Source organism: Synechococcus sp. BDU 130192, assembly GCF_963876085.1.
GTDB lineage: Bacteria > Cyanobacteriota > Cyanobacteriia > Cyanobacteriales > MRBY01 > MRBY01.
The window spans coordinates 155,789-181,382 of record NZ_CAWNNO010000044.1; the positions used below are offsets into that span (position 1 = coordinate 155,789).

General features: G+C 50.0%; 23 protein-coding genes. 11 read left to right on the forward strand and 12 right to left on the reverse strand.

Annotation, left to right across the window (positions count from 1 at the left end):
• The first annotated feature begins 65 nt into the window (after positions 1-65).
• The 4 genes from purN to nrtS2 are packed head-to-tail and all read left to right on the forward strand — an operon-like array spanning position 66 to position 2,030.
• Entirely contained in the window at positions 66-710 is a 645-nt protein-coding gene (purN, locus tag AACT35_RS10790; protein WP_099239974.1) for a phosphoribosylglycinamide formyltransferase, read from the forward strand.
• A gap of 18 nt (positions 711-728) precedes the next feature.
• Positions 729-1,421, forward strand: a complete 693-nt coding sequence (locus tag AACT35_RS10795; RefSeq protein WP_099239975.1) for an N-acetylmannosamine-6-phosphate 2-epimerase — start codon at positions 729-731, stop codon at positions 1,419-1,421.
• Positions 1,422-1,455: 34 nt separating this feature from the next.
• The gene (nrtS1, locus tag AACT35_RS10800; protein ID WP_099239977.1) at positions 1,456-1,710 is read left to right on the forward strand and encodes a nitrate/nitrite transporter NrtS1; all 255 of its coding nucleotides are present in this window, start codon (positions 1,456-1,458) and stop codon (positions 1,708-1,710) included.
• A gap of 41 nt (positions 1,711-1,751) precedes the next feature.
• Positions 1,752-2,030: a nitrate/nitrite transporter NrtS2 gene (gene nrtS2 / locus AACT35_RS10805; RefSeq protein ID WP_062431515.1), complete on the forward strand. Its 279-nt coding sequence runs from the start codon at positions 1,752-1,754 to the stop codon at positions 2,028-2,030.
• 478 nt (positions 2,031-2,508) lie between these two features.
• On the opposite strand, the gene AACT35_RS10810 is transcribed toward nrtS2, so the two are convergent.
• Positions 2,509-3,438 (reverse strand): cobalamin-binding protein, encoded by a 930-nt coding sequence (locus AACT35_RS10810; RefSeq protein ID WP_099239979.1) that lies wholly within the window; start codon positions 3,436-3,438, stop codon positions 2,509-2,511.
• Positions 3,439-3,511: 73 nt separating this feature from the next.
• Positions 3,512-4,861, reverse strand: a complete 1,350-nt coding sequence (gene dnaA / locus AACT35_RS10815) for a chromosomal replication initiator protein DnaA (RefSeq protein ID WP_062431512.1) — start codon at positions 4,859-4,861, stop codon at positions 3,512-3,514.
• 70 nt (positions 4,862-4,931) lie between these two features.
• On the opposite strand from dnaA, the gene AACT35_RS10820 reads away from it, so the two are divergent.
• A complete protein-coding gene (locus tag AACT35_RS10820) occupies positions 4,932-6,059 on the forward strand; it encodes an endonuclease NucS domain-containing protein (RefSeq protein ID WP_099239981.1) in 1,128 nt (375 codons plus the stop codon).
• Here the strand turns inward: AACT35_RS10820 and AACT35_RS10825 are convergent.
• Entirely contained in the window at positions 6,052-6,501 is a 450-nt protein-coding gene (locus AACT35_RS10825) for a nitrate reductase associated protein (protein WP_099239983.1), read from the reverse strand. The two genes, AACT35_RS10820 and AACT35_RS10825, sit on opposite strands and share 8 nt — an antisense overlap.
• A 78-nt stretch (positions 6,502-6,579) precedes the next feature.
• Positions 6,580-7,998, reverse strand: a complete 1,419-nt coding sequence (cysS, locus tag AACT35_RS10830) for a cysteine--tRNA ligase (protein WP_099239985.1) — start codon at positions 7,996-7,998, stop codon at positions 6,580-6,582.
• 156 nt (positions 7,999-8,154) lie between these two features.
• On the opposite strand from cysS, the gene AACT35_RS10835 reads away from it, so the two are divergent.
• Positions 8,155-9,792 carry a vWA domain-containing protein gene (locus tag AACT35_RS10835; RefSeq protein ID WP_099239987.1) on the forward strand — a complete coding sequence of 546 codons (1,638 nt, stop codon included), beginning with the start codon at positions 8,155-8,157 and terminating at the stop codon, positions 9,790-9,792.
• Positions 9,793-9,922: 130 nt separating this feature from the next.
• A complete protein-coding gene (locus AACT35_RS10840) occupies positions 9,923-10,300 on the forward strand; it encodes a hypothetical protein (RefSeq protein WP_099239989.1) in 378 nt (125 codons plus the stop codon).
• Between the two features lie 106 nt (positions 10,301-10,406).
• On the opposite strand, the gene AACT35_RS10845 is transcribed toward AACT35_RS10840, so the two are convergent.
• The 4 genes from AACT35_RS10845 to AACT35_RS10860 all read right to left on the reverse strand — a co-directional run bounded on the left by AACT35_RS10845 (position 10,407) and on the right by AACT35_RS10860 (position 14,795).
• Entirely contained in the window at positions 10,407-12,233 is a 1,827-nt protein-coding gene (locus AACT35_RS10845) for a two-component system response regulator (RefSeq protein WP_254048049.1), read from the reverse strand.
• Positions 12,234-12,602: 369 nt separating this feature from the next.
• Positions 12,603-13,454: a sulfite exporter TauE/SafE family protein gene (locus tag AACT35_RS10850; protein ID WP_216820557.1), complete on the reverse strand. Its 852-nt coding sequence runs from the start codon at positions 13,452-13,454 to the stop codon at positions 12,603-12,605.
• 54 nt (positions 13,455-13,508) lie between these two features.
• Positions 13,509-14,042, reverse strand: a complete 534-nt coding sequence (locus AACT35_RS10855) for a rhodanese-like domain-containing protein (protein WP_099239993.1) — start codon at positions 14,040-14,042, stop codon at positions 13,509-13,511.
• Positions 14,043-14,114: 72 nt separating this feature from the next.
• Complete coding sequence (locus AACT35_RS10860) at positions 14,115-14,795, reverse strand: MBL fold metallo-hydrolase (protein WP_099239995.1); 681 nt, start codon at positions 14,793-14,795, stop codon at positions 14,115-14,117.
• Positions 14,796-15,260: 465 nt separating this feature from the next.
• Here AACT35_RS10860 and AACT35_RS10865 point away from each other — a divergent pair, with 465 nt between their 5' ends.
• A complete protein-coding gene (locus AACT35_RS10865) occupies positions 15,261-16,619 on the forward strand; it encodes a gluconeogenesis factor YvcK family protein (protein ID WP_232309007.1) in 1,359 nt (452 codons plus the stop codon).
• Between the two features lie 168 nt (positions 16,620-16,787).
• Here AACT35_RS10865 and AACT35_RS10870 read toward each other — a convergent pair whose 3' ends face one another.
• Both AACT35_RS10870 and AACT35_RS10875 read right to left on the reverse strand, forming a co-directional pair.
• Complete coding sequence (locus AACT35_RS10870; protein ID WP_099239997.1) at positions 16,788-18,209, reverse strand: diguanylate cyclase; 1,422 nt, start codon at positions 18,207-18,209, stop codon at positions 16,788-16,790.
• A gap of 150 nt (positions 18,210-18,359) precedes the next feature.
• On the reverse strand, positions 18,360-20,771 hold the full coding sequence (locus AACT35_RS10875; RefSeq protein ID WP_099239999.1) for a GH116 family glycosyl hydrolase: 2,412 nt from the start codon (positions 20,769-20,771) through the stop codon (positions 18,360-18,362).
• Positions 20,772-20,993: 222 nt separating this feature from the next.
• Here AACT35_RS10875 and AACT35_RS10880 point away from each other — a divergent pair, with 222 nt between their 5' ends.
• The 3 genes from AACT35_RS10880 to AACT35_RS10890 all read left to right on the forward strand — a co-directional run bounded on the left by AACT35_RS10880 (position 20,994) and on the right by AACT35_RS10890 (position 22,928).
• Complete coding sequence (locus AACT35_RS10880) at positions 20,994-21,236, forward strand: hypothetical protein (RefSeq protein WP_099240001.1); 243 nt, start codon at positions 20,994-20,996, stop codon at positions 21,234-21,236.
• Positions 21,236-21,634, forward strand: a complete 399-nt coding sequence (locus tag AACT35_RS10885; RefSeq protein ID WP_099240003.1) for a type II toxin-antitoxin system VapC family toxin — start codon at positions 21,236-21,238, stop codon at positions 21,632-21,634. The genes AACT35_RS10880 and AACT35_RS10885 overlap by 1 nt, the downstream gene beginning before the upstream one ends.
• A gap of 181 nt (positions 21,635-21,815) precedes the next feature.
• Positions 21,816-22,928 (forward strand): VWA domain-containing protein, encoded by a 1,113-nt coding sequence (locus AACT35_RS10890; protein WP_254048042.1) that lies wholly within the window; start codon positions 21,816-21,818, stop codon positions 22,926-22,928.
• 63 nt (positions 22,929-22,991) lie between these two features.
• Here AACT35_RS10890 and glcD read toward each other — a convergent pair whose 3' ends face one another.
• Positions 22,992-24,473: a glycolate oxidase subunit GlcD gene (gene glcD / locus AACT35_RS10895; RefSeq protein WP_099240007.1), complete on the reverse strand. Its 1,482-nt coding sequence runs from the start codon at positions 24,471-24,473 to the stop codon at positions 22,992-22,994.
• Between the two features lie 173 nt (positions 24,474-24,646).
• Entirely contained in the window at positions 24,647-25,549 is a 903-nt protein-coding gene (locus tag AACT35_RS10900; RefSeq protein WP_030008311.1) for a phosphoribulokinase, read from the reverse strand.
• Between the last annotated feature and the right edge of the window lie 45 nt (positions 25,550-25,594).

Here is a 25,594-nt window from a genome sequence, read left to right on the forward strand (position 1 = left end):
TATCTGACTTTCGACTAGGGAACCGATATGCTTAGTGGTTGTACTTCCGAGGATTACCGCGATTGATGGGTAATGTTACGCTAAATTCTGCTTTAATTTCTCCCCCTGTAACCCTGGCGGATGTGCCCTTATCCCGTCCGGTAAAGTTGGGAGTCTTGGCCTCCGGTAGCGGCAGTAATTACGGGGCGATCGCCAAGGCCATTACCGAAAATCAACTCAAGGCGGAAATTCCGATTCTGATCTACAACAACCCCAAAGCAAAGGTTTTAGAACGGGCCGCAACATTTGGCACGAAAACCCAACTGATTAACCACCGGGATTTTGCCTCCCGGGAAGCCTGTGACCAAGCGATTTTAGAAGTCTTGCGATCGCACGGGGTGGAATGGGTAATTATGGCGGGTTGGATGCGCATCGTTACGGATGTTTTGCTCACTGGCTACGAAAATCGCATCCTGAATATTCACCCCAGTCTATTGCCCAGTTTTAAAGGGATTCGCGCTGTGGAACAAGCATTGGCGGCTGGCGTAAAAGTGACGGGCTGTTCGGTACATTTTGCTAGCCCAGAAGTTGATAGTGGCGACATTATTATGCAGGCGGTGGTGCCCATTTTGGCCGATGACACTCCTGAAACGCTCCATGCCAGAATTCAAGTGCAAGAACACCGCATTTTTCCGGCGGCGATCGCCTTAGCTGTGTCCCAATATTCCTAGAAATTTCCCATCAAGCCCATGTCTGATCTGATTGCCCAGTTTAAAAATCGCCTGATTATTTCCTGCCAAGCTCCCGCTGATTCTCCCCTCCATGACCCTGAAATGATTGCGGCGATCGCCCAAGCTTGCGTCAATCAAGGGGCCGTTGGGGTTCGCATCGATAGCCCTGACCACATCCGCGCTGTACGCGCAAAATTACCCAATATTCCGATCATTGGCCTCTGGAAACGCACTTTTCCGGGATCGGAAGTCTACATTACACCGCACCTAGAAGATGCCCTCGCGGTGGTGGCAGCCGGCGCTGATATTGTGGCGATCGACGCCACAAACCGACCACGGCCCAATGGAGAAACCCTCGCGGATCTGATTGCCGGGATTCACCAGCAAACAGGTAAATTGGTGATGGCGGATCTCGACACCTACGAAAATGCTCAATGGGCCGCCCAAGCTGGTGCTGATATTTTGGGGACGACCCTCTACGGCTACACGGGGGAAACCAAAGATTTAACGCCCCCTGGTTTTGGGTTGCTCGAAAAACTTGTCCAGGATTTTGACCAGCCGATCATCTGTGAAGGAGGCATCCACACCCCAGAAATGCTGCAAAAAGCCTTCCAATTGGGAGCTGATAGCGTCGTTGTTGGGACAGCGATTACCGGTGTTGATCTCTTGGCACAAAAATTTTGTCAGGCGATCGCCCCAGGCCACCCATGAGTAAAATTCAGATATACAAATTAGAGGTTCACCAATGGGCCTAAAAAGTTATCTTCAGACCCTGGGCGATCGCACCCTCCACAGCACTGCCATCCGTGTCGCCCTAATTGTGGGCACTGTGATTTTTTGCATTAACCACGGTAGTGCCTTTCTCCATGGGGCAATGACCCGGACCCGTTGGACGTCCATGGTTTTGACCTACTTTGTACCTTACTGCGTTAACCTCCATGGCCAAATAGCCAGCCGGATGCGCCAGCAAGCCAAAGTCCACCCCTCTTCCGAGCCATAAAGATTTAGAGCCACTTTTTTATTAGTTTGGGGATTGCACCGATGCGCTTGACAATCTATTTCCGAGCCTTAGGCGATCGCACCTTTCGACCAACGGCGATCCGGGTTGCCCTGTTTGTGGGGACTGTCCATTTTTGCATCAACCATGGTGTTGCTGTGTTGAATGGCACCATGACCAGTACCCGCTGGCTGGCGGCGGCCATAACCTACTGTGTGCCCTACTGTGTCAATGTCCATGGCCAATTGGTCAGCCGACTGCGAGCCGAAGCTGAAGCGGCCCAGGAGAGTTCCCAAGCAGATCCCCAAAAATTGACGTCGTAACTGGCATCAAAGTTAAGGGGTTAATAGGTATGTTGGCCTTTATTGGCCGCTTCTTTTTGCCAGCATTTTTCTAACAGGTTGATTTTATAGAGATACCAAAACCGATTCGGGTTCCATACGGTATGCCGATCTGTGTGTCCCACGGGTTGATTGAGATATTGAAATACAGGATCGACTAGGTGCCTAATTTTGAGCCACATAGACAGCATCCTCACCTTAGATAATATTTTTTGAATCGAAAAGCGGCGGTACATCACGAAACGCCTGCCCTCAAAATCTTGCTATGTCTTTAATGTGCCAAATTCCCAGGCGAAGCCAAAGGGATGCTTTTTTGGGGAGGATGCTCATTTTTGCGAAAATATCCCCTAATTTGTCCTAATAATTCCTTTTTTGCCAACATAAACTTGATAGAAAATGTTGTAAAACTAGGTCAGGATGTAATATTTCTTTGGATAGTTACTATTTGTTGAAATATTACTTATTCGAGCAAAGAGAGTTTTTGCCAGGCAGTTTTTGGATAAAGGCGATCGCCAGCCGGTTGCAAAATTTCCGTGAGAATTTCTAGGGAATCCACGAGGCGCGGCCCTGGTCGGTTGAAATAAGCGTTGCCATCGCAGATAAATAGCTGATCATTTTGCACAGCTTGTAATTGTTTCCACTCAGGGTGCAACTCCAAGTCGGCGAACATTTCCTGGCGGGTACGTTCGAGGTCGAAACCACAGGGCATCACCACCACCACATCGGGATCACTGGCCAAGAGGGTTTCCCAACTGATGTAGGGGGAATGTTTGCCTGATTTTCCTAAAATATTCTCGCCGCCCGCAAGTTCAATGAGTTCCGGGAGCCAATTACCGCCGCCCATGAGGGGATCAATCCATTCAATGGCTGCTACCCGGGGCCGTTTTGCTAAAGTCTTGCCTCGTTTTTGGCAAGCTTGTACCCGCTGTTGTAGATCCTGCAAAACGGGTTGAGGATCACGGTTAAACTGCTGGGCAACACGGCGAATATCCTGGTAAACGTCCGCTAGGGTATTGGGCTGGAGCGAAATCAACTGCGGCGGATGATCACTCAACTGGGCGATCGCCTTTTGCACATCGGCCAGGGTGACGGCACAAACATCGCACTGATCTTGGGTGACAATGTGGGTGGGTTGTAGGGCTTGCAAGACATCGAGCTTCACTTCATAGATCCCCAAGGCTCCTTGGAGTAAGGCCAAAACTTCTTGGTCAATTTCGCCGCTGGGACGTTCTGAATCGAGGCGGGCAGCGGTACACACGGGGCGATCGCCAATCTCTGGGGGATAGTCGCATTCGTGGCTCCGGCCCATCACGTCCGGAGTTAAACCCAGACAATCTAAAATTTCGGTGGCACTGGGCAAGAGCGAAACAATCCGGTAGGAAGCAACCATGAATAAAACACAATCGATGAACTACTGCTCATTGTAGCGGTGTCTTTTTTGGCACGATGTGGGCCGCTTGTCCCTAGAGGTTTTGGTGGTGGTGATTAATGCGATCGCTAATTTGGCTCACCAATTGGGAGATTTTTTGATTTTTCGTCAGTAACTGACCAATTTTGTCGCAACTGTACATCACCGTAGTGTGGTCTTTGCCACCGAACAGTTCACCAATGCGGGGCAAGCTGAGATCGGTGTGTTGGCGCATCAAATACATTGCAATTTGCCGGGCCGTACTAATTTCCCGTCGTCGAGAAGCCCCCTTCAAATCTTCAATGCTCACCCCCGTGGCTTCGGCGGCAATTTGCAAGATCACATCCGGGGCCGCCGGAGCATATTCCACCGTCGGGTTCAAAATGGGGGCGAGGTTTTCCACCGTCATCGGCAACCCAGAGATCGCAATGTGGGTCACTGCCCGCAGGAGCGCCCCCTCCAATTCGCGGATATTCGCCGTGTAGTGGGTGGCGATATATTCAATCACCGAGCGGGATAGGTTTAAATTTTCCGCCTCAGCCTTTTTCTGGAGGATCGCCATCCGGGTTTCCAGGTCGGGGGGTTGGATGTCAGCAATCAGACCCATAGAAAAACGGGAAGACAGCCGTTGTTGCAAGCCTGGAATCTGATGCGGTGGGCGATCGCTCGCGAGGACAATTTGTTTACCCGCTTCGTGGAGAGTATTAAAGGTATAGAAAAATTCTTCTTGGGTGTATTCTTTCCCTTCGATGAACTGAATGTCGTCTACCAGTAAGATATCGGCGGTGCGGTAATGCTCCCGGAACGTTTGCAGACTATCCTTGCGAATCGCAACAATTAAATCATTGGTAAATTGCTCCGTGGAAACATAGAAAATCTTCGCATCCGGCTGGGTATCCAAACGGTAATGGCCGATCGCCTGCATCAGGTGCGTTTTTCCCAGACCCACCCCCCCACAGAGCACCAGGGGATTAAAATCCCGCCCCGGTGATTCCGCCACCGCTAAGGCCGCCGCATGGGCCATGCGATTGGTTGGGCCAACCACAAACCGTGAAAAGGTATATTTCGAGTTGAGTTCTGGGGTCTTTTTGCCTGGACGGGTCGATTGGCCACTGCGGGAACTATAGAAACTCTGGGTCGCTGCGAGGGTATTCCCTTCTGGAGAAGTGAGGCGTACCTTAACGGGCTGCTGCAATAATTCGGCGATGGTTTCGGTAATCAACGCACCATAGTATTTCTGGATATGGTTCAGGACAAAGGCATTTGGGGCACAGAGTACGATTTCATCCTCTCGCCACTGTTGGATCGCCGTCGGCTGAATCCAAGTTTCGTAGGTGGGACGACTCAGTTGTTGTTCAAGTTTTGTCAGGACTTCTTGCCAAAGCCATTGGGGATCTTGCGCCACAGATTTCAAATAAAATAAACAATATTGAAAAAAGTTAGTCTTTTAATTGTAAACACATTCTTTTCTTTCCATGCAACAAAGTTATCGTCTTATTAAAAAACAAGAGCAATGGCATTTTGGCAGTGAAGCAGAACTGGAAAATTTTATCTGGGATAATCTGAAAGATATTTTTGATCTCACTCCTCTCAAGAGACAGCATTACATCGACAATAACATTTGCGATATCTTGGCCATTTCCAAAAATAAAGAACTGGCAATTATAGAACTTAAAAATGCAGGAGATCGGCATGTTATTCAACAGTTAACGAGATACTATTATGCCACTTCAAAACAGAAGCCATTCTCAGATAAAATAGATTATGACCAGCCTGCAATCTTAATTATTATTGCTCCTACATTTCACGATGAAACCTTAATTAACTGCTTATATCACAAACTTGCATTTGAATTATTTCAATTTTCAATAGTCGGTGACTTGCATCCACAATTCAAATTGAAGAAAATCAAAGAAGATGCTATTCACTGTTTTGAAACACCTCTTAAACCAAAGCTAGAGGGTAATCACGAAATCTCACCACCATCACAAGCTTTTTTGAACATACTAGCTCGTTGTGAAAAAAACTATGACACTCATCTTATTTTGAAAATCAGAGAAAAGATACTAGCATTTGATCATAGAGTCTGTGAAATCAAACGAACCCCTAACTTATTTTTATTTGGAAAAAATGAAAAGGACTTCTGTATTGATTTAAGGTTTATCAAAAGAAAATTATTTAAGGATTTTTTTCGTTACGAGTTAGAAATATCTTTCCGCCTACCTATTTCATTCTCAAAGCCCTATAGATTCAGTCGATATACTCTGACGAGTTCACATTTTCAAATGTATCCTCTTATTGAAAGTTTTAAGATAGAAGGGAATCTTAATCGCTTCCACTTAGAAAGAAATACACAAGGGAAGAGCAAAGGATGGATGGGAGGTGCAACATCTCATTTGTTGAGTTTCTATATATATGATTTTTTGTATGCAGAACTTGATCTTGACTGTGAGTGGAATCCAGATGAGTTATCAAAACATCTTGTAAAATATTGCACAATGGAAAACCTGCCTAATCCCCTCGATAGTGCGGAATCTCTTTTGATGTTTTTGGCAGAAATAGCATTGAAACTATGGGTGAAAAAGTTTGAAGTTATCAATTAACATCAAACTCCTTTAGAGCAGGGACAAAGTTATGATTTTCGTGACTGGGGCGACTCAGCTTCAGTAGGGCAAACCGTTGCAGAGGTGTTAGAGCTTGCCATTGATCGGGAGTAATTTCTACGTTGCAACTGCGGGCTTTTTCAAGCACTTGGGCGGGAATTTCCGTTTGTAGCCAAGGGGGATTTGGGTCAATGGCTAGGACTTTGGCTGGTGTGCCAGTTTTCTCTGTAATCAGACCTTGGAGTGTTTCGTGGTAGAACTGCACCTCAGCAGGGGTTTCACAGGGCATCTGAATCAATTGCGTTTTTTCGGCCTCTGTGAGTTTGTGCCAATGGTCGAGTTTCATTTTGACGCCACAGGTATCGAGTTTGTAGCGCATGATCATCGGAATGCAGCGCAGCGATGCAATGAAGTCCTGCTCGAACCCAAAAAAATCTGTCATGGGATTTTGCCTCAGTAAAAGTTTGAGAATTTACATCTCCCTAAATCCCTCTTATGAAGGGGGACTAAGAGTTCTTTTTTACTCCCGGTGCCACTCGGTAATGCCGCCTGGTTTGTCCACCAGCACAATTCCTTTTTCGGTGAGTAAATCCCGGAGGCGATCGCCTTCTGCATAGTTTTTATTGGCGCGGGCGTCTTTGCGCTGTTGGATCAAGTCTTCAATTTCAGCATCGGTTAAACCAGCGACCTGTTGCTTTGTTTCCGGGACAAAACCGAGGATATCGGCCAATTCCTTAAGGGTGAGCCAGAGGGAGGCGAGAATTTGCGGATTTTGCTGAAGTTTACCTTCGTGGACGAGGATATTCCTTTCTTTTTTCAGTTCCTTCGCCAATTCAAAAAGAATCGCCAGTCCACCGGAAAAATTGAGATCATTGTCAACAATCGCTTTAAATTTCGCCAGGATGCCCTTGTCCGCAGTGATATTGTTCGTATCCAAATGTTCTGCCCCAAATAGCAGCGCATCATTAAGGGTTTCCCAGCCCTTGGTCGCAGCGGTGAGGGCTTCGTCGGTGAAATCCAGGGGCTTGGTGTAGTGGGCCTGGAGGATGAACAAACGCACGGCCATCGGGTCATATTTTTGCAGGAGGTCGCGGATCGTGATGAAGTTGCCGAGGGATTTGGACATTTTTTCCCCTTCCACCTTCACCATGCCATTGTGCAGCCAATATTTTGCTAAAGGCTGACCCGTGGCGGCTTCCGACTGGGCGATCTCGTTTTCGTGGTGCGGGAAAATCAAGTCACTGCCCCCCACATGGATATCAATGGTTTCCCCAAGGCGATCGCGCACCATCGCCGAACATTCGATGTGCCAACCGGGACGACCAGCACCCCAGGGAGAATCCCAGGCGGGTTCCCCTGCTTTGGCGGCTTTCCAGAGGGCAAAATCGAAGGGGTCATGTTTTTTCGGCGCATCAGGATCTTCTGTGACGCGACCGCTGGCCCCCGCTTGCATATCATCTAATTTGCGGCCAGAGAGTTTCCCATAGCCATCAAACTTGCGCACCGCATAGTACACATCCCCCTGGGAGGCGTAGGCAAAACCCCGTTGTTCTAGGTCGTGGATCAGCTTTTGAATGCCGTCTAAACTGTGGGTTGCCCTAGGATATTCGTCGGCGGGTTGAATGTGGAGCGCTTCCATATCCTCGAAATAGGCTTCGATAAATTTTTCGGCGATCGCCCCCATGGAACTTTTTTCTGCCCGCGCCCGATTGAGGATTTTGTCGTCAATATCGGTGAAATTTTGGATGTAATGCACCTCATAGCCTGACCATTGCAAGTAACGTCGCACCACATCCCAGATCAAACAGGTGCGTGCGTGACCCAGGTGGCAATAGTCATATACCGTAATCCCACAGCAGTACATCCGCACCCGATTAGCTTCGAGGGGTTCAAAGGGTTCAGAACGGCGATGGAGGGTATTGTAAAGACTGAGGGACATGGTAAGCACTGGCGTTGAGCGTGTTTCATTCTAACCCACGATTGCCCAGGGAATTCAATCCCCATTGAGTCCTGCCGTTACAGTTTTTTGAACCTAGGCGATCGCCCCAAAAGACGGTGTTAGGTTGAAGGTAATTCTTCTCCTGGAGGTCAGCCCATGGCCACTTCATCATCTCGTAAACCGTTGTCCCAACGTTCCCTCACCCTCCTCCTCAGTGGTTGTTTGTTGGGGGGACAGATCCTTGCGGGTTGTCAGATGGCCTCCCAGAGAACTTCAGACACAGGGATGGATGCCATGGCCCCCCAAGTGGCAGAAACGGAGTCCATGCCGGTGATGCCACCCCCCGATGGAGACATTCCCCAGGAAGTGCCGGATCTCTCCCAAGAAGATTACAACCTCATCCGCGATAATCCTTTCCAATTGGTGCGCACCGAACCTCTATCTACCTTTGCCCTTGATGTAGATTCTGGGGCCTATAGTAATGTCAGGCGCTTTTTAGATGATGGTCAGCTTCCTCCCGCTGATGCGGTGCGCCTGGAGGAGATGATTAACTATTTCACCTACGACTATCCCGCTCCAGACAATCAACCCTTCGCCATCAACACTGAACTCTCCCAAGCCCCTTGGCAACCCCAGCACCAACTCCTTCGCATTGGTATTAAGGGCCAGGAAATTGAAAATGAGGCTCTCCCCCCCAGCAATTTGGTGTTTCTCTTTGATGTGTCGGGGTCGATGAATGATCCCGATAAATTGCCGCTTCTCAAGTCAGCGTTTCGGTTATTAGTGAACGAGTTGCGCCCAGAGGATCGCGTTTCCATTGTGGTGTATGCCGGGGCAGCGGGTTTAGTCTTGCCCTCGACGTCTGGAGCCGAAAAAGAAACCATTCTGGCGGCCTTGGATAACTTAGAAGCAGGGGGTTCCACAGCGGGTGGTGAAGGCATTGAACTGGCTTACCAGGAGGCGGCGGAAAACTTTCTCGATAATGGCAATAACCGAATTATTCTGGCCACCGATGGGGATTTTAATGTGGGGATGTCCAGCGATGCAGAACTGATTCGTCTGATCGAACAAAAGCGGGAACAGAATATTTTTCTCACGGTGCTGGGCTTTGGTACAGGCAATCTCAAGGACGCCAAGATGGAGCAGCTCGCCAATAACGGTAATGGCAATTACGCTTACATCGACAACATCCTTGAAGCGAAAAAGGTGCTAGTGACGGAAATGGGCGGCACGCTTTTAACTTTGGCAAAGGATGTGAAAATTCAGGTGGAATTTAACCCGGCCCAGGTGCAAGCTTATCGTCTGTTGGGTTACGAAAATCGTCTGTTAGCGGCCCAAGATTTTAACGACGACACCAAGGATGCGGGGGAATTGGGGGCTGGCCATGCGGTGACGGCTCTCTATGAAATTGTGCCGGTGGGTGTTGACTCGCCCGTGGAGTTGCCGACGGTGGATGATTTGAAATACCAAGAAACGCAATCCAATTCGGGGAATTTTGCGGGGGAATTGCTGCAATTGAAGCTCCGCTATAAACCCCCCACTGGCGATAATTCGGCACTGATCACCCAGGCGATCGCCAACGACAGTACACCCTTAGGTCAAGCCTCTCCAGATTTTCGGTTTGCGGCGGCGGTGGCAGAATTTGGGATGCTATTGCGGGACTCCCCCTACCGTGGCGAAAGTTCCTTTGATCAAGTTTTAGAACTGGCCCAGGGCAGCAAAGGAGCAGATCCCGAAGGCTATCGCAGTGAATTTATCCAACTGGTCAAAACGGCCCAAGCTTTGAAATTTTAAGGAAGAAGGCCGACGCAGTTTTTTGTTCTCCCGTAGGTTGTGGGTCAGGCGATCGCCAAGTGCATAGGGTCTGCTACCCGGCCACTACATAGCACCACGAAATGAAACATATCCTTCGGAGAACAACTCAATGAAAATCACACGACGTACCATTGGCAAAGGTTTAATGCTTGGCACCATGATTTTAATGGGGAGTAGCTTTAGTGCTAACGCAGCACCGCCACCCCCTAGCGGTTGCCCGACCGGCTGGGCCCCCCGTCCCCAGGAAGTAAATTTCCAGCTTGGCCCTTGCTTACCCGGTACCATTGCCACGCCTCTACCAAGTCCTCAGCAGGCTCAACCCAAACCTCTGACCTGCCCAGAAGGTTGGCAACCCCGGCCCCAGGAAGTGAATTTCCAACTTGGCCCTTGTCTACCCGGCACTATTGTGACCCCGACTCCCCAACCCCAGGCGGAACTTCTCCTTCCTGCTATTCAAAAAATGCATTTGGGTCTGCCCGGAAGATAACTCACAAAAAACAAGATCACCATGGTGCTGTTTTCTGAAAACTTTGACCGGGGTGATCTTATTTCTTGATTTGATTTAAGCGAGTTCAAAGGAACAGTTCGGTGACCTAAGCAACATCCGTATAGGCTTCAAAATCCATAAAAGGAGAACTATAGGGCTCCAGATCCATGAAAGGAGAGCTCAAAAACTCCTCTGCTTTGATGGGACGACTAAACAAAAAGCCCTGGATTTCATCACAGTTAAATCGCGTCAAAAATTCCAACTCTCCCTCATCTTCAACCCCTTCAGCAACTACCTTAAGGTTGAGATTGTGAGCCATTTCGATAATTGCGGTGATAATCGTTGCATTAACACGGTTTCGATGAATCCCATGGATAAAGGAGCGATCTAGCTTGAGGGTATCAAAGGAAAACTGCTGCAAATAGCTTAAAGAAGAATAACCCGTGCCAAAATCATCTAAAGCAATTTTCAAACCCAAAGACCGCAAGGCCTTTAAACGTCGTATCGATACTTCCCCATTGTTCACGAGGGTGCTTTCTGTCAATTCCAGTTGGATATCTTGGGGTTGCAATTGATTGTTGATAATAATTTGGCTGAGGCGATGGTGCAGATTGAGTTGGGTAAATTGTTTTGCCGAAAGATTGATCGACATATAAAAGTCCTTGAGGCCCGCAAGTTGCCAACGACGCAATTGGCAACAGGCTTCTTCCATGACATATTCCCCAATCGGGATGATCAAACCGGTTTCTTCGGCCAGGGAAATAAATTGATTGGGCAAAACCAAACCACGGGTTGGGTGAAACCAGCGTAGGAGGGCTTCGGCACCAACCACCTTGCCCGTTTGCAAGTTCATCTTCGGCTGGTAAACAACTTCGAGTTCGTTGCGTTCGAGAGCTTGCCGCAGATCGGCTTCGAGGGAAACCGTATTTAAGCGGCCCACGTTCATTGCGACGGAATAAAAGGCGTGTTGATTGCCCCCTTGTTTTTGAACTCGCAACATGGCTGTGTGGGCATTACTGAGCAGTTCATCAAGGGTAATGCCATCTCTGATGTAGAGGGCGATGCCGATGCTGAGGCTGATAAAGACATCCTGTTGGTCTTCTGTGGTAAAGGGGGAGCTAAAGGCCGCGAGGATTTCTTCGGCAATATTGACGACTTCGTGGCGATGTTCTAGGGGATGAAGAATCGCACAAAATTCTGAAGTGTTGAGACTAACGACAGTGCCGTATTTCTCTAAGGTTTGTTGTAGGCGATCGCCTACCTGCTTGAGTAAAGCGCTGACAATACCGTGGCCAAGGTATTCGTTAAGGAGTTGAAAGCGGTCTAGACCAATGGAGAGAAGCGGAGTGGAGGGCACTGTCTCACTATCTTCTTGACCGAGGGGTAGCTGTGCCACCACTTTTTCAAAAGCATAGGTAATCCTATTTTGATTCGGTAGACCGGTGAGACTATCTTTCTCACTCAGTTGGTTTAACTGCTCGGAATAGTATTGTTTGACCTTGGAGTATTTATTGAGACGTACTTCGACAGCCTTGAGGAGTTCTGCAGCTTGGATCGGTTTCATCAAATAATCATCGGCTCCGGATGCCATTCCCTGGCGGAGTTGCTGACCCTCTGCTTGGGCCGTCAAAAAAATGAAGGGAATCATTTCCGTTGCTTCTTGTTGCTGGAGCCGTGCCAAAACGTCATAACCGCTCAAATGGGGCATCATCACATCACAGATGATAAGATCCGGGTGATATTCCTTGACTGCCTGAATTCCTTTTTCACCATCACTCGCTTCGATAACGATGTAGCCAGCATTTGTAAGAATTCTTCGAGTCAGTTTACGGATAACGTAGTCGTCTTCAATGACGAGAATCGTCGTGATTTCTCCGGGATTTTGCAGGCCAGAGGAAACATCATTTTGAGCAGGAAGGTTGTTAGGAGACATATTCACTCAGCATCTCAGGGCGTTGGTGGAACATTTTTTCGGGGAAAGAAACCTAGCTATTTGCCATCAGATAATTGGATGTTCGCTGTTTCTGTAAGGATGTTTTCTTTCATTAAGTGCCACAATCATTGCGCTGTAGATGCCAATTGCTATCTCAAAAATGTTGGAGGTTCGGGGTCAAACCTCGGACTAGCGGGGTGGCTACGCGCGAAAAATGTTGGCTCGCTTTAATTTTGGTTTATGAAAATCAAAGGCGTTATGTGTAGAAATGTAACACGGTGATGGGAAAAAAGTAAATCTGGGGTATCTGCTCTAATTTTTTTTCGTGGAAAATTAAAACCAAAAGATTGCTTTCGCTAAGGGGATTGTCTATTTCTGTTGGGCGATCGCCACAGTCGTTTCGGGCAAGGTCGTCAACAGGGGTAGGCGATCGCGCTGTTGAAACAAAATAAAAGCCGCCACCGCCAAGAGAAAATACCCAAAGCCCTTTTGGAGTTGTTTTGCATTGAAATAGCGACCACTGTAGCCGCCGAGCAAAATTCCCAGGCTCGCCACAAAGGTAAAGTTCACCATCAGATGCCAATCAAAAACCACATCAGCCTGGCCAAAGTAACCCAGGAATCCGGCGATCGCATTCATCACAATAATCACCAGGGAAGTGCCCACCGCCTCTTTCATTTCCGTTTTACCGAGTAACACCAGGGCGGGCACAATCGCAAAGCCCCCACCAACTCCCACTAGCCCCGTCAAAATGCCAATCCCCAAACCTTCCGTGAGCAACCACAGCCAACAGTAACGGCACACCGGGGCCGGATAATCTTCAAGGTGTGGCTCATTTGCTTGGTGGGCGATCGCCTTGCTGCTTTTACGAATCATAAAAATCGCCGCGATCAACATCATCACCGCAAACAGCAATAGCTGCACCGTCCCTGTGATGAAGGGCAACCGGGTTAACTGCGCTCCCAGGAAAGCCCCGACCATGGTCGCCGAGCCAAAAATTCCTGCTTTTTTCAAGTTAATATTCCCCTGTCGCCAGTGGGGCACCAACCCCACGGCACTGACAATGCCGACGATAAACAACGTCATGGCGATCGCACTTTTTGGGTCAACCCCCATCACATAGACCAAAATCGGCACCGCCAACACCGAACCACCGCCCCCCATCAAGCCCAGACTGATTCCAATACAAGCCGCTAAAAAATATCCCAAGAGCTGCATCATATCCTCCAAAAAAAAGCCCCCAGCAACTGTGGGGAGCAATGTCGTTCGTTAAACTTATTTGACTCGGTTGTAGGGGAGACGGGCCAAAATTTTCGCCATGCCGCAGAAGCCCGTAAAGCCCGCAAACATCAACCCAGAGCCGACAAATCCGGTGAGGAGCAAAAACCAAGGGGAGACAAACGCACTTAGTAATGTACCGACAAGGACTAGACCCCCGGCGACAATTTGCACCTGGCGCATCATCGGTAAAGGCGCTTTTTTATCTTCGTTGTAGGGCAAGTTAGCGCCCTTCCAGGCCGTAAATCCGCCGTCAAAATGGGCAACTTGGTAATAGCCTGCCGCAAAGAATAATTCTGCCGCCCGTCGGGAGCGATTGCCGCTTTGACAATAAAGGATCACATTTTTCGTTGTCTGGGGCACGGTGTCTACGGTTAAGCGAGACAGGGGAATATTTTGCGCCCCCGCCACGTGTTCTCTCGCGTATTCAGCCTGTTCGCGCACATCGAAAACGACGGTATTGGGAGAATTGACCTGGGCGGCAAACTCGGCGGGTGAAAGTTCAAGTAATTGTTGTTGGGTAGTAGTCATTGCACTAAAAAAAATGGTGATGATTGGGTGTAATCCGAGACGAAAAATGGCTTGCTTGCCAGGGAAAAAGAGTTAAACATTGCCACAGGCTTGGTTTGCGGGCACTGCTTCCATAATCTTTTTCGGGTCGGGGAGATTGAGGTTATCCATCAGGTGAACAAAGGCTTGGCGATCGCCTTTGAGGCGGGGGTTAAATTGCTTTTCTTCAGCGATGGTCGAAACCATTTGCCCACGATAATCATGGCCCGGATAAACCAAGGTTTCGGGGGGTAAACGAAATAGTTTTTGAATCGAATCGTAGAGGGTGCCCGCGTCACCACTCTGGAAATCGGTACGGCCACAGCCCCGGATAAACAAGGCATCCCCCGTGAATAGATGGGTGCCATTCGCTAAAAAGGCCATATGACTATCGGTGTGTCCCGGGGTGGCGATCGCCTGAATTTCGATGGAACCGACATTGAGCACTTCCCCATCGGTAACGGAACGATCCGCACAGGCGACTTCTGCCCCCTGGGGGACAATCCCCAAACAGTTCGTTTTTTCCCGGAGCCGACTCGTCCCCGTCACATGGTCAGCATGGACATGGGTTTCGAGACAATACTTTAACGTCAGACCCAGTTCTTGCAGAAGCTTAAGATCCCGCTCCACTTGCTCAATCACGGGGTCGATCAAGGCCGCCTCACCACTTTCAGGATCAGCCACAAGATAAGTGTAGGTATAGGTTTCGTAGTCAAAAAGTTGGCGAAAGAGCATGGTTCACAAAGACAGCAGCTGAGTGACTAAGCTGGTCGTTAAATATGAGTATATCACTAAAAAGTAATTTATCAATAGAAAATTTTAGGCTTTTTTTAGGTTTCTGGGGGAAATTTCCCCTCGCTCCCCCCGTTTAAATGCCTATACTCATGGTGACGGGGCCAGTCCACCAAAAATCTAAATTCTGCCCATCATTGGACTATTACCCCGCAAATCAAGGGTGTAGGAGTGGAGTTTGTTACATTCAGAAGCGCCATTCCGCCCTATGGTAGACCTAGGCAAAAATTCTGGAAATTTTTGTAAAAAAGGGGTTCTTTTCCTGTTTGATCTTGGGGTGTTCTTTTTTTTAACAACCCTAAGCAATGCTCCCCCTGGGGTGACTCTGCTGTTCAACGATGCACCATTATGCTGATCAACCCATTTCGTCGTCCTTTCCGCAAAAACCTCCGGGCCTATCCACGACCAATGGCAGTCACTAAAAATCACCCACAACATCGCCTCAACCATTGGCTCAAATGGATGATGCCGGGCCTCTCGGTCAAGCGATGGCTCTTGATGAGTGCTTTGGGGGTTCTATTTACGGCGTTGGGGTTGGCGATTTGGCTGAATTTAACCCCTGTTTCCCGGCTGTTGGCTTTGATGGGCGCACTCCTGCAATGGTTAACGGCGGTGGTTCCGAGTAATATTTCTGGGCCAGTGGCGATCGCCGCCGGTTTGAGTCTGATTTTCTGGGGCCAAAATCGTACCTTTGGGGCAATTACCACGGTGCTAAATCCCGATGGAGACGAAGAATTAGTTGATATGCTCCACAACCACCGGCGCTTAAATAAGGGGCCGAAAATTGTTGCTATTGGTGGTGGGACGGGTCTCTCTACCCTATTGCGGGGCCTCAAAAAATACAGCAGCAACATTACCGCCGTGGTGACCGTGGCCGACGATGGTGGTTCTTCGGGACGACTGCGCCGGGAAATCGGTGTGCTGCCGCCGGGAGATATCCGTAACTGTCTTGCGGCCTTTGCGGACGAAGAAAGACTCCTCACGGAATTATTTCAATATCGCTTTAAGGCTGGTGATGGGTTAGTGGGCCATAGTTTTGGCAATTTATTTCTCACGGCCATGAGCGAAATTACCGGGGATCTCGAACAGGCGGTGCTGGCTAGTTCTAAGGTTTTGGCGATTCGCGGTCGAGTTTTGCCAGCGACCCTCAGTGATGTGAAGCTTTGGGCGAGGATGGCCGATGGCCGAGTTATAGAAGGAGAATCTAATATTCCAGAGGCTGGGGGACACATTATGGAGTTGGGTTGTTGGCCCGAAAATCCGCCAGCCCTCCCCGCAGCAGTCAAGGCCATTGAAGAAGCCGACTTTATTATCATGGGGCCGGGGAGCCTCTACACCAGCGTGATCCCCAATCTTTTAGTCCCGGAAATTCGTGAGGCGATCGCCCGTAGTGGTGCCCCCCGGATTTATGTCTGCAATATCATGACCCAACCGGGAGAAACCGATGGTTATACCGTTGCTGACCACATCAAGGCCATTGACCGCGCCTGTGGCAAAAAACTCTTTGATGCCGTCCTTGTCCACCAGCGATCGCCGTCGGAAGCGGCCCTCCGTAAATATGCCCTCGAACGTTCCCACCCTGTATTTCTCGACCGCGAAGAAGTGGGGCGACTAAGGCGACGGGTGGTGATTGCCAACATCATGGACGAAGACCCAGACACAGGCTATGTCCGTCACAACCACGAACGTCTAGCGGGGATGTTGGTACGTTGGTTTAGCCGCGCTGCCGAAGTACAAACTAAAATGGCCCATCCCCCCACCAAATAAATCCTTCCCTGGGGAAGGTGGCCTATTCTCCCCTTGAGAAGAGTTAGATAGAGGGGTGGCCCCTGGAGCTAACACTCCCCTAACCCCTCTCAAGAGGGGAACAGTTGGCCGGTGGGCTAGCAAGCCCCATGAATTTCTCCCATAGAGGGGAGCTAGAGGGGTGATGTTCTACCCCGAAACCCTCGATGTCACAATGCGATCGCGCCCTTCATGTTTCGCCTGATATAAAGCTTTGTCGGCCTGAAAAATGAAGTGCCCCATATCCGCCTGGGGTTGGGGTTGGGCCACATGGAGACCGATGCTGATCGTAATAAATTCACTGATCGGTGACTTTGGGTGGGGAATCTTGGCCTTGGCGATCGCCTTGATCAGTTCCTGGGCAATGTTTTTCGCGCTCGCAAAATCGACATTGGTCAATAGCAGCACAAATTCTTCCCCTCCATAGCGGGCCGCTAGATCCGTTGGGCGACGGGCCATCAAATTTACCCAAGAGGAAACCTGTTGAATACATTTATCCCCTTTTTGGTGCCCATAGTGATCGTTGTAGTTTTTAAAAAAATCAATGTCGATCATCATTAGGGCCAAGGGGTACTGATATCGCACCGCCCGCTGCCACTCCTTTGTTAGGGTGAGGTCAAACATGCGGCGGTTAGCAATGCCCGTCAGCCCATCCAAGTGGGAAAGTTCCTCAAGTTCCTGATTTAACATCAAAATTTTCTGCTGGGCCTGTTTTAACGCTTCGACCTGGGCCTGCAAACGGATCGCAAACCACACGGCGATCGCCAATACCAAAGATAAAGAACTGCCTAAAATTAAGATCCCTAAAGCCACTGGGTGCTCAAATAAACTCTGGCTGGTGTCCTCGGCCACTAGCAATCTCTTGGAAAAAAAAGCCTGCCACAGGGCGATCGTCAAAGTTAGTCCCAGCCATAACAATGCCAGAGGAAAGAAAAAATTTGATACCCGACGGTGAATTTGCAAACTCAACTGCCGCGCCTGGAGAATGACGATCAGACCCACCACCATAAAACTCGCGGAGGTATGAACCGCCATTTGCGTCAGCTTCCCCCAACCGTAGGTCGTCTCAATGTTCGCAAGATAGCCCAAACAAGCCACCGTCCCCAATCCCATCACCGACGCCCCCAAAAAACTTCCCCCCAGCAAATTTCTTTTTTGTTGCGGCTGCGTAATCAAAAACAATGCAATGCTGGTCAGGAAAAAACAGAGGGCGGTATTCGGGGCCATGCGTCCTGGATGGGAGGTCGCCACAACAATGTAATGGTGCATGAAAAGTTCATCCAGGGGGAGGTTTAGGCCAAAGATATATTCAGCTAGGGTCAATCCTCCCAAGAGGCCGATGAGGATCGCTAGGGCGATCGCCACTCTTTTCATCGGCCCCAAGGCAAACATAGCCAGCCCCACCAACACAAACCCCAGGGCCGTATTAAACTGCATCGGCACAAAACTAGGATGAAGCTGAATGATTTCTGGTAGGCGCAAATACCAACCCAAGATCACAGCAATCCCTAGGGTACAGACCGAAGCAGCACCAAGATAAATCAGGGCTTGAGAAAAGGGAAAACGTTTCATCAGCAGCCTGGAGTTCCACGGGCCGGGGGAGGAAAATATCGCAGTCTAATTTTGCCCGCTATTTCTATTTTGTCCTGTTGGCTCGTAAAAACTAGCAGGGGACGGTGACAAATTTGGTGAGGATCTTCCCTTTTGCCCCTAGTTGAGGCGTTAGATTGCCCCTAGGGCATCGTAGATCGCCCAGATCCCCATGGCCCGCAGGTAGTGACAGGCGCGGAAGGTACCATTGGCCGTAATCGCTTCGGGGGTGCGGAACTGTAACCCATTGTCATAAACCTGTTTCACTACGGCTTCCACCATCCGCAGGGCTTCGGTTTGCATCCCATTACGAATCATTAGGGCGGCAATGCCAAAGTTAATCCCTGTCCATACTTCGAGGGGATGGGTATCATTTTCCTTTTCGGGGGTGCCGTCGGGGTTGAGGCCATTGGCCGCACCAAATTGACCGCCATGGAATTTTTCAAAACAAGCAGTGTAAATGGTAGCTAGGGTTGTGGCAGTGCGATCGCCGGGGTTCACATCCGGGAGACGCAGCAGTTGGGCGTAATATTGACCGCACAGTTGATCGGCCATCACCACGCGGGAATTGCTACCGGTGTCTAGGGTGTAGTAGCTGCCGTTCCAAAGGGTGTCTTGGTAGCGGGGCCGGGCCTGGTCGAGCCAGGCTTGATAGGTGGCGATCGCCTGCTCAAATTCTGCTGCGGAGACTTGATTTTGGTGTTCTTCAAAGTGACTGGGACTTTGTTGGAGGATTTTTGCCATGGCGATCGCCGCTTCAAGGGCCGCAATCCACAGCCCCCCACAGTAGGCACTGATCCCTTTGAGTTTCCAGTCATCAAAGGTTTGATCCGGTGCGCCCCCATTTTCGGGAATGCCATCGCCGTCTAGGTCAAAGGTCTTGAGGTAATCGAGGGCCGTGACGACACTTCCCCAACAGCTCCAGAGAAATTCCGTGTCCTCGGCCCCGGTCATCACAAAATCCCGGTACACTTGCAGAACAAAATCTGACCCCAAATCTTTCCAGAGGTTGCAATCCTGGTAGGCGGTGTAATTGGTGGCTTCCCAAGGATGTTCGTTCGGCGCCCCCAGATCATGGGGCGTTGCCCCGGCGACTTTGCGGGTGGCCATGGTCTTGTTGTAGCCGATCATCCGTTGGGTATCGTCACTGGTGGGAATCGCCCGGGCAAAGGCTTCTAGCACCGCTTTATCCAGTCTCGGCCAGAGCATCGTCAAACCAAAAGAACCATACATCCGCACATCGAGGCTTTCGTACCAGCAATAGTCGAGGCATTCTAAAACCCCAAACTGACCGACGGGATCATTTTCCGTGGCCGCCGTCCAGAGGCTTCCCCCCTGGGTTAAGAGGTACAGCTCATTAAATAACGCCATCTTTAACCAATCCGGCAGGTCATCCCGCCCCAGGATCGGTTGTTGCCAGGCCGCAATCCGTTCTTTCCAGAGATCGCTATGTTTCATCGCCGTGCGGATCATTGTCCAGACATTATTCCCACTGCGGCCAAAAAAGTCTGTGTAGCGGCGAAAATAGGTGATATCCGGCGCAAATTCCATCACAGGCAAATCCCAGGCGAGGAAAAAGGGGATTTTCTTGGTTTTGCCGGGTCGGAGGGTAAAGCGTACGGCGATCGCCCCGGCAATTTGTTCCCCAGGAGCAGCCGGTGTTTCATCTTCAATGTCTGGCAGGGAGCCATTCCCGGCAAAATAATCCCACACATCGCGGCCATCCCCCACCGGGTTCCAACGGTTGTGATAAAAGACTTCCAAAGTCGGATTCGTCACCGTCGCAAAACACAGTTGGCCTTCCCCTTCGCTGAGATCCGCATGGGGCCGCACCCGATTCAGCAGGCAGCCGACCCGGTAGCGGTCTTGCACCCATTGGTTTAAATTGCCAGTGCTATCGCCCCAACGGGATTGGTATTCGTACACCGGGGAGCCATCATCCCGCAGCACCACTTCCGGCGTTTTTTGGGCCTTGGTAAACCAACCCACCATATTTTGCCAAGTCATCATAATACTGACAGTGATCGGCTTATCGGTGGGGTTGTGGGCCGTCCATTCAAACACGGCAACGGGATAACTGGTTTCTTGGTAATTCTGGGCAATAATCGGCGAAAACTGCTCACAGGTCAGCTCTGCGGCGAAAACCCCTTGATATTCGTACCAACTGCGCGGGTATAGGGCCGCATAGGTACCTTTTTCGGCGGGATACCATTGCCAACTGTCCAAGGTGCCATCCTCTGGGGCGACGGTACTCATCGCGTAGGCTTGGGCCGCTTCTCCCTCCGGCTGTTCAAAGACACTAAATTGACAAGCACCAGCATTGCGAAAGGTGTGTTCCCCCGCGTCTAAATGCCACAGATTAAAATCTCCCCGGGGCGATCGCCCGATGCAACCCGCCCCAAACCCACCGAGGGGCATCCCATGCCAGGGGCCATCGTCTAAATTACTGCCATAGCGGACGGTGTAGGGGTGATCCCATCCTAAACCAAGGGGACGTTTCCAGGCACAATCGGGGATGACAGGGGGTTCCGCAAACAGACTCATAGGGACGGGCTGATCTCATGATTAAATACAGCTTTCAGTCTATCGCCTTTACTCCCTCCCCGAACTATCCTCCCTAGAGGGAAGTGGCCGCAGGGTATTCTCCCCTGGAGGGGAGTTAGAGGGGTGCCCCTGGAGGGGAGTTAGAGGGGGGTCTCTCAAAAGTCCAAGGTTTTTAGCTAAATTGATATTGTCCAAGGAAAAAAGCCAAGGAGAAGAGGTTAAATGCTGACACAACTACGGATTCGCTCCCAAGTGGATCAAGATGGAAAGGTTCATATCCAAATGCCACCGGAATTGATGGGTCAAGAAATTGAGCTGCTGATCACCGTAGAAACAGAACCAAGCCTAGAGACCGTTGAGGCATTAGGTTATCCGGCAGATTTTTTTGAGACAGTTGCGGGGGGCTGGATGGGTGAGTTCGAGCGGGCAGATCAGGGTGAGGTAACGCCGCGGGATTGGGATTAATGATTTATCTCCTTGATACAAATACCTGTATTCGTTTTTTGACAAACCGTAGTAGTGGGGTATTAGCAAAATTCTGGACAGTGCCTCGTCGAGAAATCGTCATGTGTGATGTTGTCAAGGCAGAACTCTTCCATGGAGCCTGGAAAAGTCAACGACGAGAGGAAAATTTACGGATATATCGCCAGTTTTGCGATCAGTATGTCAGTTTGCCTTTTGATGGTCGAGCAGCCGAGACATTCGGGCAGGTCAAAGCCAATTTAGAAAGGCGTGGATTGATTATCGGGGCATATGACCTACAAATTGCCTCAATCGCCTTAGCAAATGACTTGGTCTTAGTAACACACAATGTCAAGGAGTTTAGTCGTGTTGATGGTTTGCGTTGGACAGATTGGGAGTAATGTTCTTTGCTTGAGTGAAATTTTATTTAGACCTATTCTCATTTAGGGAAACTTGACTCTTTATCTAAGCCTTAATTTTTAGCTGAAAGCAATTTGGATGAGTGACATTGAACAAAAGGAGGGATTTTCACGTCAGGGAAGAATAAACGTTTTCTATAACATTCAAGGGGAGATGGTAAAGATGTTTCAATTCAAACGAACGTTATCGGTAGGGGCGATCGCCACTAGCTTAACCATGATCACTGGGGGAGTTTGGGCGGCAGAAAAACCCACGATCCAAATTGCGATTTTGCTGGATTCTAGCAATAGTATGGATGGCCTCATTGACCAGACCCGCCGGCAGTTGTGGACGGTGGTCAATGCCCTAACAGATGTACGCAAAGATGGCGAGATCCCCGACCTAGAGGTGGCCCTGTACCACTATGGCAATGATTCTTTACCCCCCGACGAAGGCTTTAACCGTCAACTGACAGATTTCACAACGGAACTGGACGGGGTTTCAGAAGCATTATTTACGATCCGCACCAATGGCGGTCAGGAATATAGCGGCTGGGTGATCCAAGATGCCATTAACCAACTCAATTGGGATAGCGACCCCGAAGACTTCCGGACAATTTTTATTGCGGGGAATGAACCCTTTGATCAGGGGAGTGTGAACTGGGCCGAGGCGGTGAATCTCGCCAAAAATCAAGATGTGCTGGTCAATACGATCTACTGCGGCAATGCCGAAAGTCGCGAGCGGGATCTGTGGGCTGCTGGGGCCGAATTAGGGGACGGAGCCAACTTTAACATCGACCAAAATCGCGCTGTGGTGATTCAACCCTCTCCCTATGACGCTGAAATTCGTCGCCTAAACGATGAACTAAACCAAACTTATTTGCCCTACGGCAGTCTGGGTGAGCAGGGCTTAGAGCGACAATTGGTACAGGATGCGAACGCTGGGGCCGCCATTGTGACGCGGGGAATCTCAAAAAGCTCTGCCTACTACCGCAATAGTTCTTGGGATCTTGTCGATGCGATCGCCGAAGCAGAAGTAAGCCTTGAAACCCTCGCAGAAACGGCCCTCCCAGAGGAATTGCAGGGTCTTAGTCTGGCAGAACAAGAAGCCTACATCGCCAATACCCAAGCAGAACGCGAACAAATTCAGGCCCAAATTCGTGACCTGACGGCCCAACGGGAAGCTTATCTCAGCAGCTTGCCCAGCGATGAAGACGCCAAAGATACCCTCGACTACGTGATGATCCAAGCCCTGCGGAGTCAACTGGCGCGCAAGGGGTTTGTTTTGCCCCGCTAGGGCTATGGGAGCAAATTAATCATCTTCCAGCAATTTTGTGGGCAGCGAACCTAGGCTGACCCATTAAAAAATCTCGCTATTTTTTAGATCCGCCACATTGGTCATCTTGGCCGATTCACCACAGGTGCGGGGGGTTGGAAACAGCTTGCCGGGATTCGCTAATCCCTTTGGATTAAAGGCTTCTCGCACGTAGCCCATGGTTTCGAGATCGGCCTCATTGAACATATCCGGCATATACATTTTTTTGTCCGCACCGATGCCATGTTCTCCGGAAATGCTGCCCCCCTTCGCAACACAGAGCTTGAGGATTTCGCCACCGACTTTTTCTACGGCTTCTAGATCCCCTGGAATGGCGCTGTTATACAAAATTAACGGGTGTAAGTTGCCGTCCCCCGCATGGAAGACATTGGCAATTTTGTACCCGTGGCGATCGCCAATGGCATTAATCTCGGTTAGAACTTCGGCCAACTTTGTCCGGGGAATCACGCCATCCTGAACGAAATAATCGGGACTAATATTACCCGCCGCCGCAAAGGCTGATTTACGCCCTTTCCACAATTTCAGCCGGGTTTCTGGATCATTGGCGCTGGTGATGTGCCGCGCTCCCTGGGCCAAGCAAATTTCCTTGATTCGTTCCTTTGCTGCCTTGACCTCTGCCGCCATCCCATCAATTTCGATCAGCAGAATAGCCGCCGCATCACGGGGGTAACAGTTCAGCTTGACGATATCTTCCACCGCATTAATGCTGAAGTTGTCCATAATCTCCATTCCCGCTGGAATAATCCCCGCACTGACGATCGCCGCCACCGAATTTCCCGCCGCCTCGATGGACGTATAATCTGCCAGAAGCACACAAACCGCTTCCGGTCGCTTCAAAATTTTCAAGGTAATTTCCGTGGCAATGCCCAGAGTTCCTTCTGATCCCACAAAGACGCCCATCAGGTCATAGCCCGGCATTTCTGGCACAACGCCGCCAAGGGTGACCACATCCCCCATGGGGGTGACGACTTTGAGTTGGAGCACATGGTTCGTGGTGACGCCATATTTAAAGCAATGGACACCGCCAGAATTTTCCGCCACATTGCCCCCAATGGAGCAGACCGTTTGACTCGAAGGGTCGGGGGCATAGTAAAAGCCAGCCCCACTCACCGCTTGGGTGACCCAATTATTGATCACGCCTGGCTGCACGGTAATCTGCTGATTTTCGAGATCCACATTCAGGATTTCTCGCATCCGCGCGGTCACGATTAAAATGCCATTTTCTAGGGGCAAAGCGCCCCCCGATAAGCCTGTCCCAGCCCCCCGCGCCACCCAGGGGATTTCTTGCTCGTGGCAAAATTTGGCGATCGCCGCAATTTCTGCAGTGGTTCTAGGGAGCACCACCAGGGCAGGCCGTTTACGGTAGGCACTGAGGCCATCACATTCATAGGTAAGAATTTCTTCCTTGCGCCGGACAACGCCATCCCGCCCGACAATTGCCACCAGTCGCCGCCGAATCCAAGGCCAATCTCGTTGTTGCGTTGCGGATACTGACGAAAAAACCATTGCTATTTTCAGGAAAGCACAGTGGTTTCTATCTTATCCCCTGGCTGAGTCGCCCCGGCACAAACCGCAGATTTTGTTACGGTTGCTGGCTCCTAAGCAAACGCCTCCACCAGCGGCAGAGGCGATTGGATAACCCATGATTAATTTCAAGCTTAGAAATCTAAGAACAACTCCTAACGGATTTTCCGGGCTTCTTCGACCATTTGGTCAATGAGGGGTGACAGAATAATTTCCATGGCAAAGCCCATTTTGCCCCCCGGAACAACCAGGGTCGTATGGCGGGACATAAAAGAACCCGGAATCATACTGAGCAGGTAAGGGAAATCGATGGAAAATCTCTCGTAGAAGCAGCGATTGGTGTGGACAATCACAAAGCTCTCATCGGGGGTGGGAATGTCCCGCGCAATGAACGGATTAGAGGTATCAACCGTTGCCACCCGTTGGAAATTGATGTGGGTGCGGGAAAATTGGGGCGTGATGTAGTTCACATAGTCAGGCATCCGGCGCAAAATCGTATCAACGATGGTTTCTGCACTGTAGCCACGCTCGGCATTATCCCGGGAAATCTTTTGGATCCACTCTAGGTTGACGATGGGCACAACCCCCACCAACAGATCAACGTACTGGGCCACATCGATGCCATTACCCACGGCGCCCCCATGGAGCCCTTCATAAAAGAGCATATCGCTGTTGGGTTTGATATCTTCCCAGGGCGTAAATTCTCCGGGCTGACAACTGACACCGAGTCTTTCATTGTGGTGTTCGGCTTCTTCGGGGCTGTGGAGATAGTAGCGTTGTTGTCCAGAGCCCTGTTCGCCATATTCTTTGAAGAGGGCTTCGAGCTTATCGAGGACGTTCGCCCCAAGGCCAAAGTGACTAAAGTTTTTCCCGGCGGCGGAAGCCTGGGCCATCATGCGGCGCATTTCGACCCGATTATATTTGTGGTAGCTATCACCTTCGATGACAACGGGGTTGATTTGCTCACGACGGAAAATATGCTCAAAGGCGCGTTTTACGGTGGTCGTCCCGGCTCCGGAGGATCCAGTGACAGCAACAATAGGATGTTTTTTAGACATGGATGGTGATAGTAAACGGACAAGGGTAAGTAGCACAAATCATAT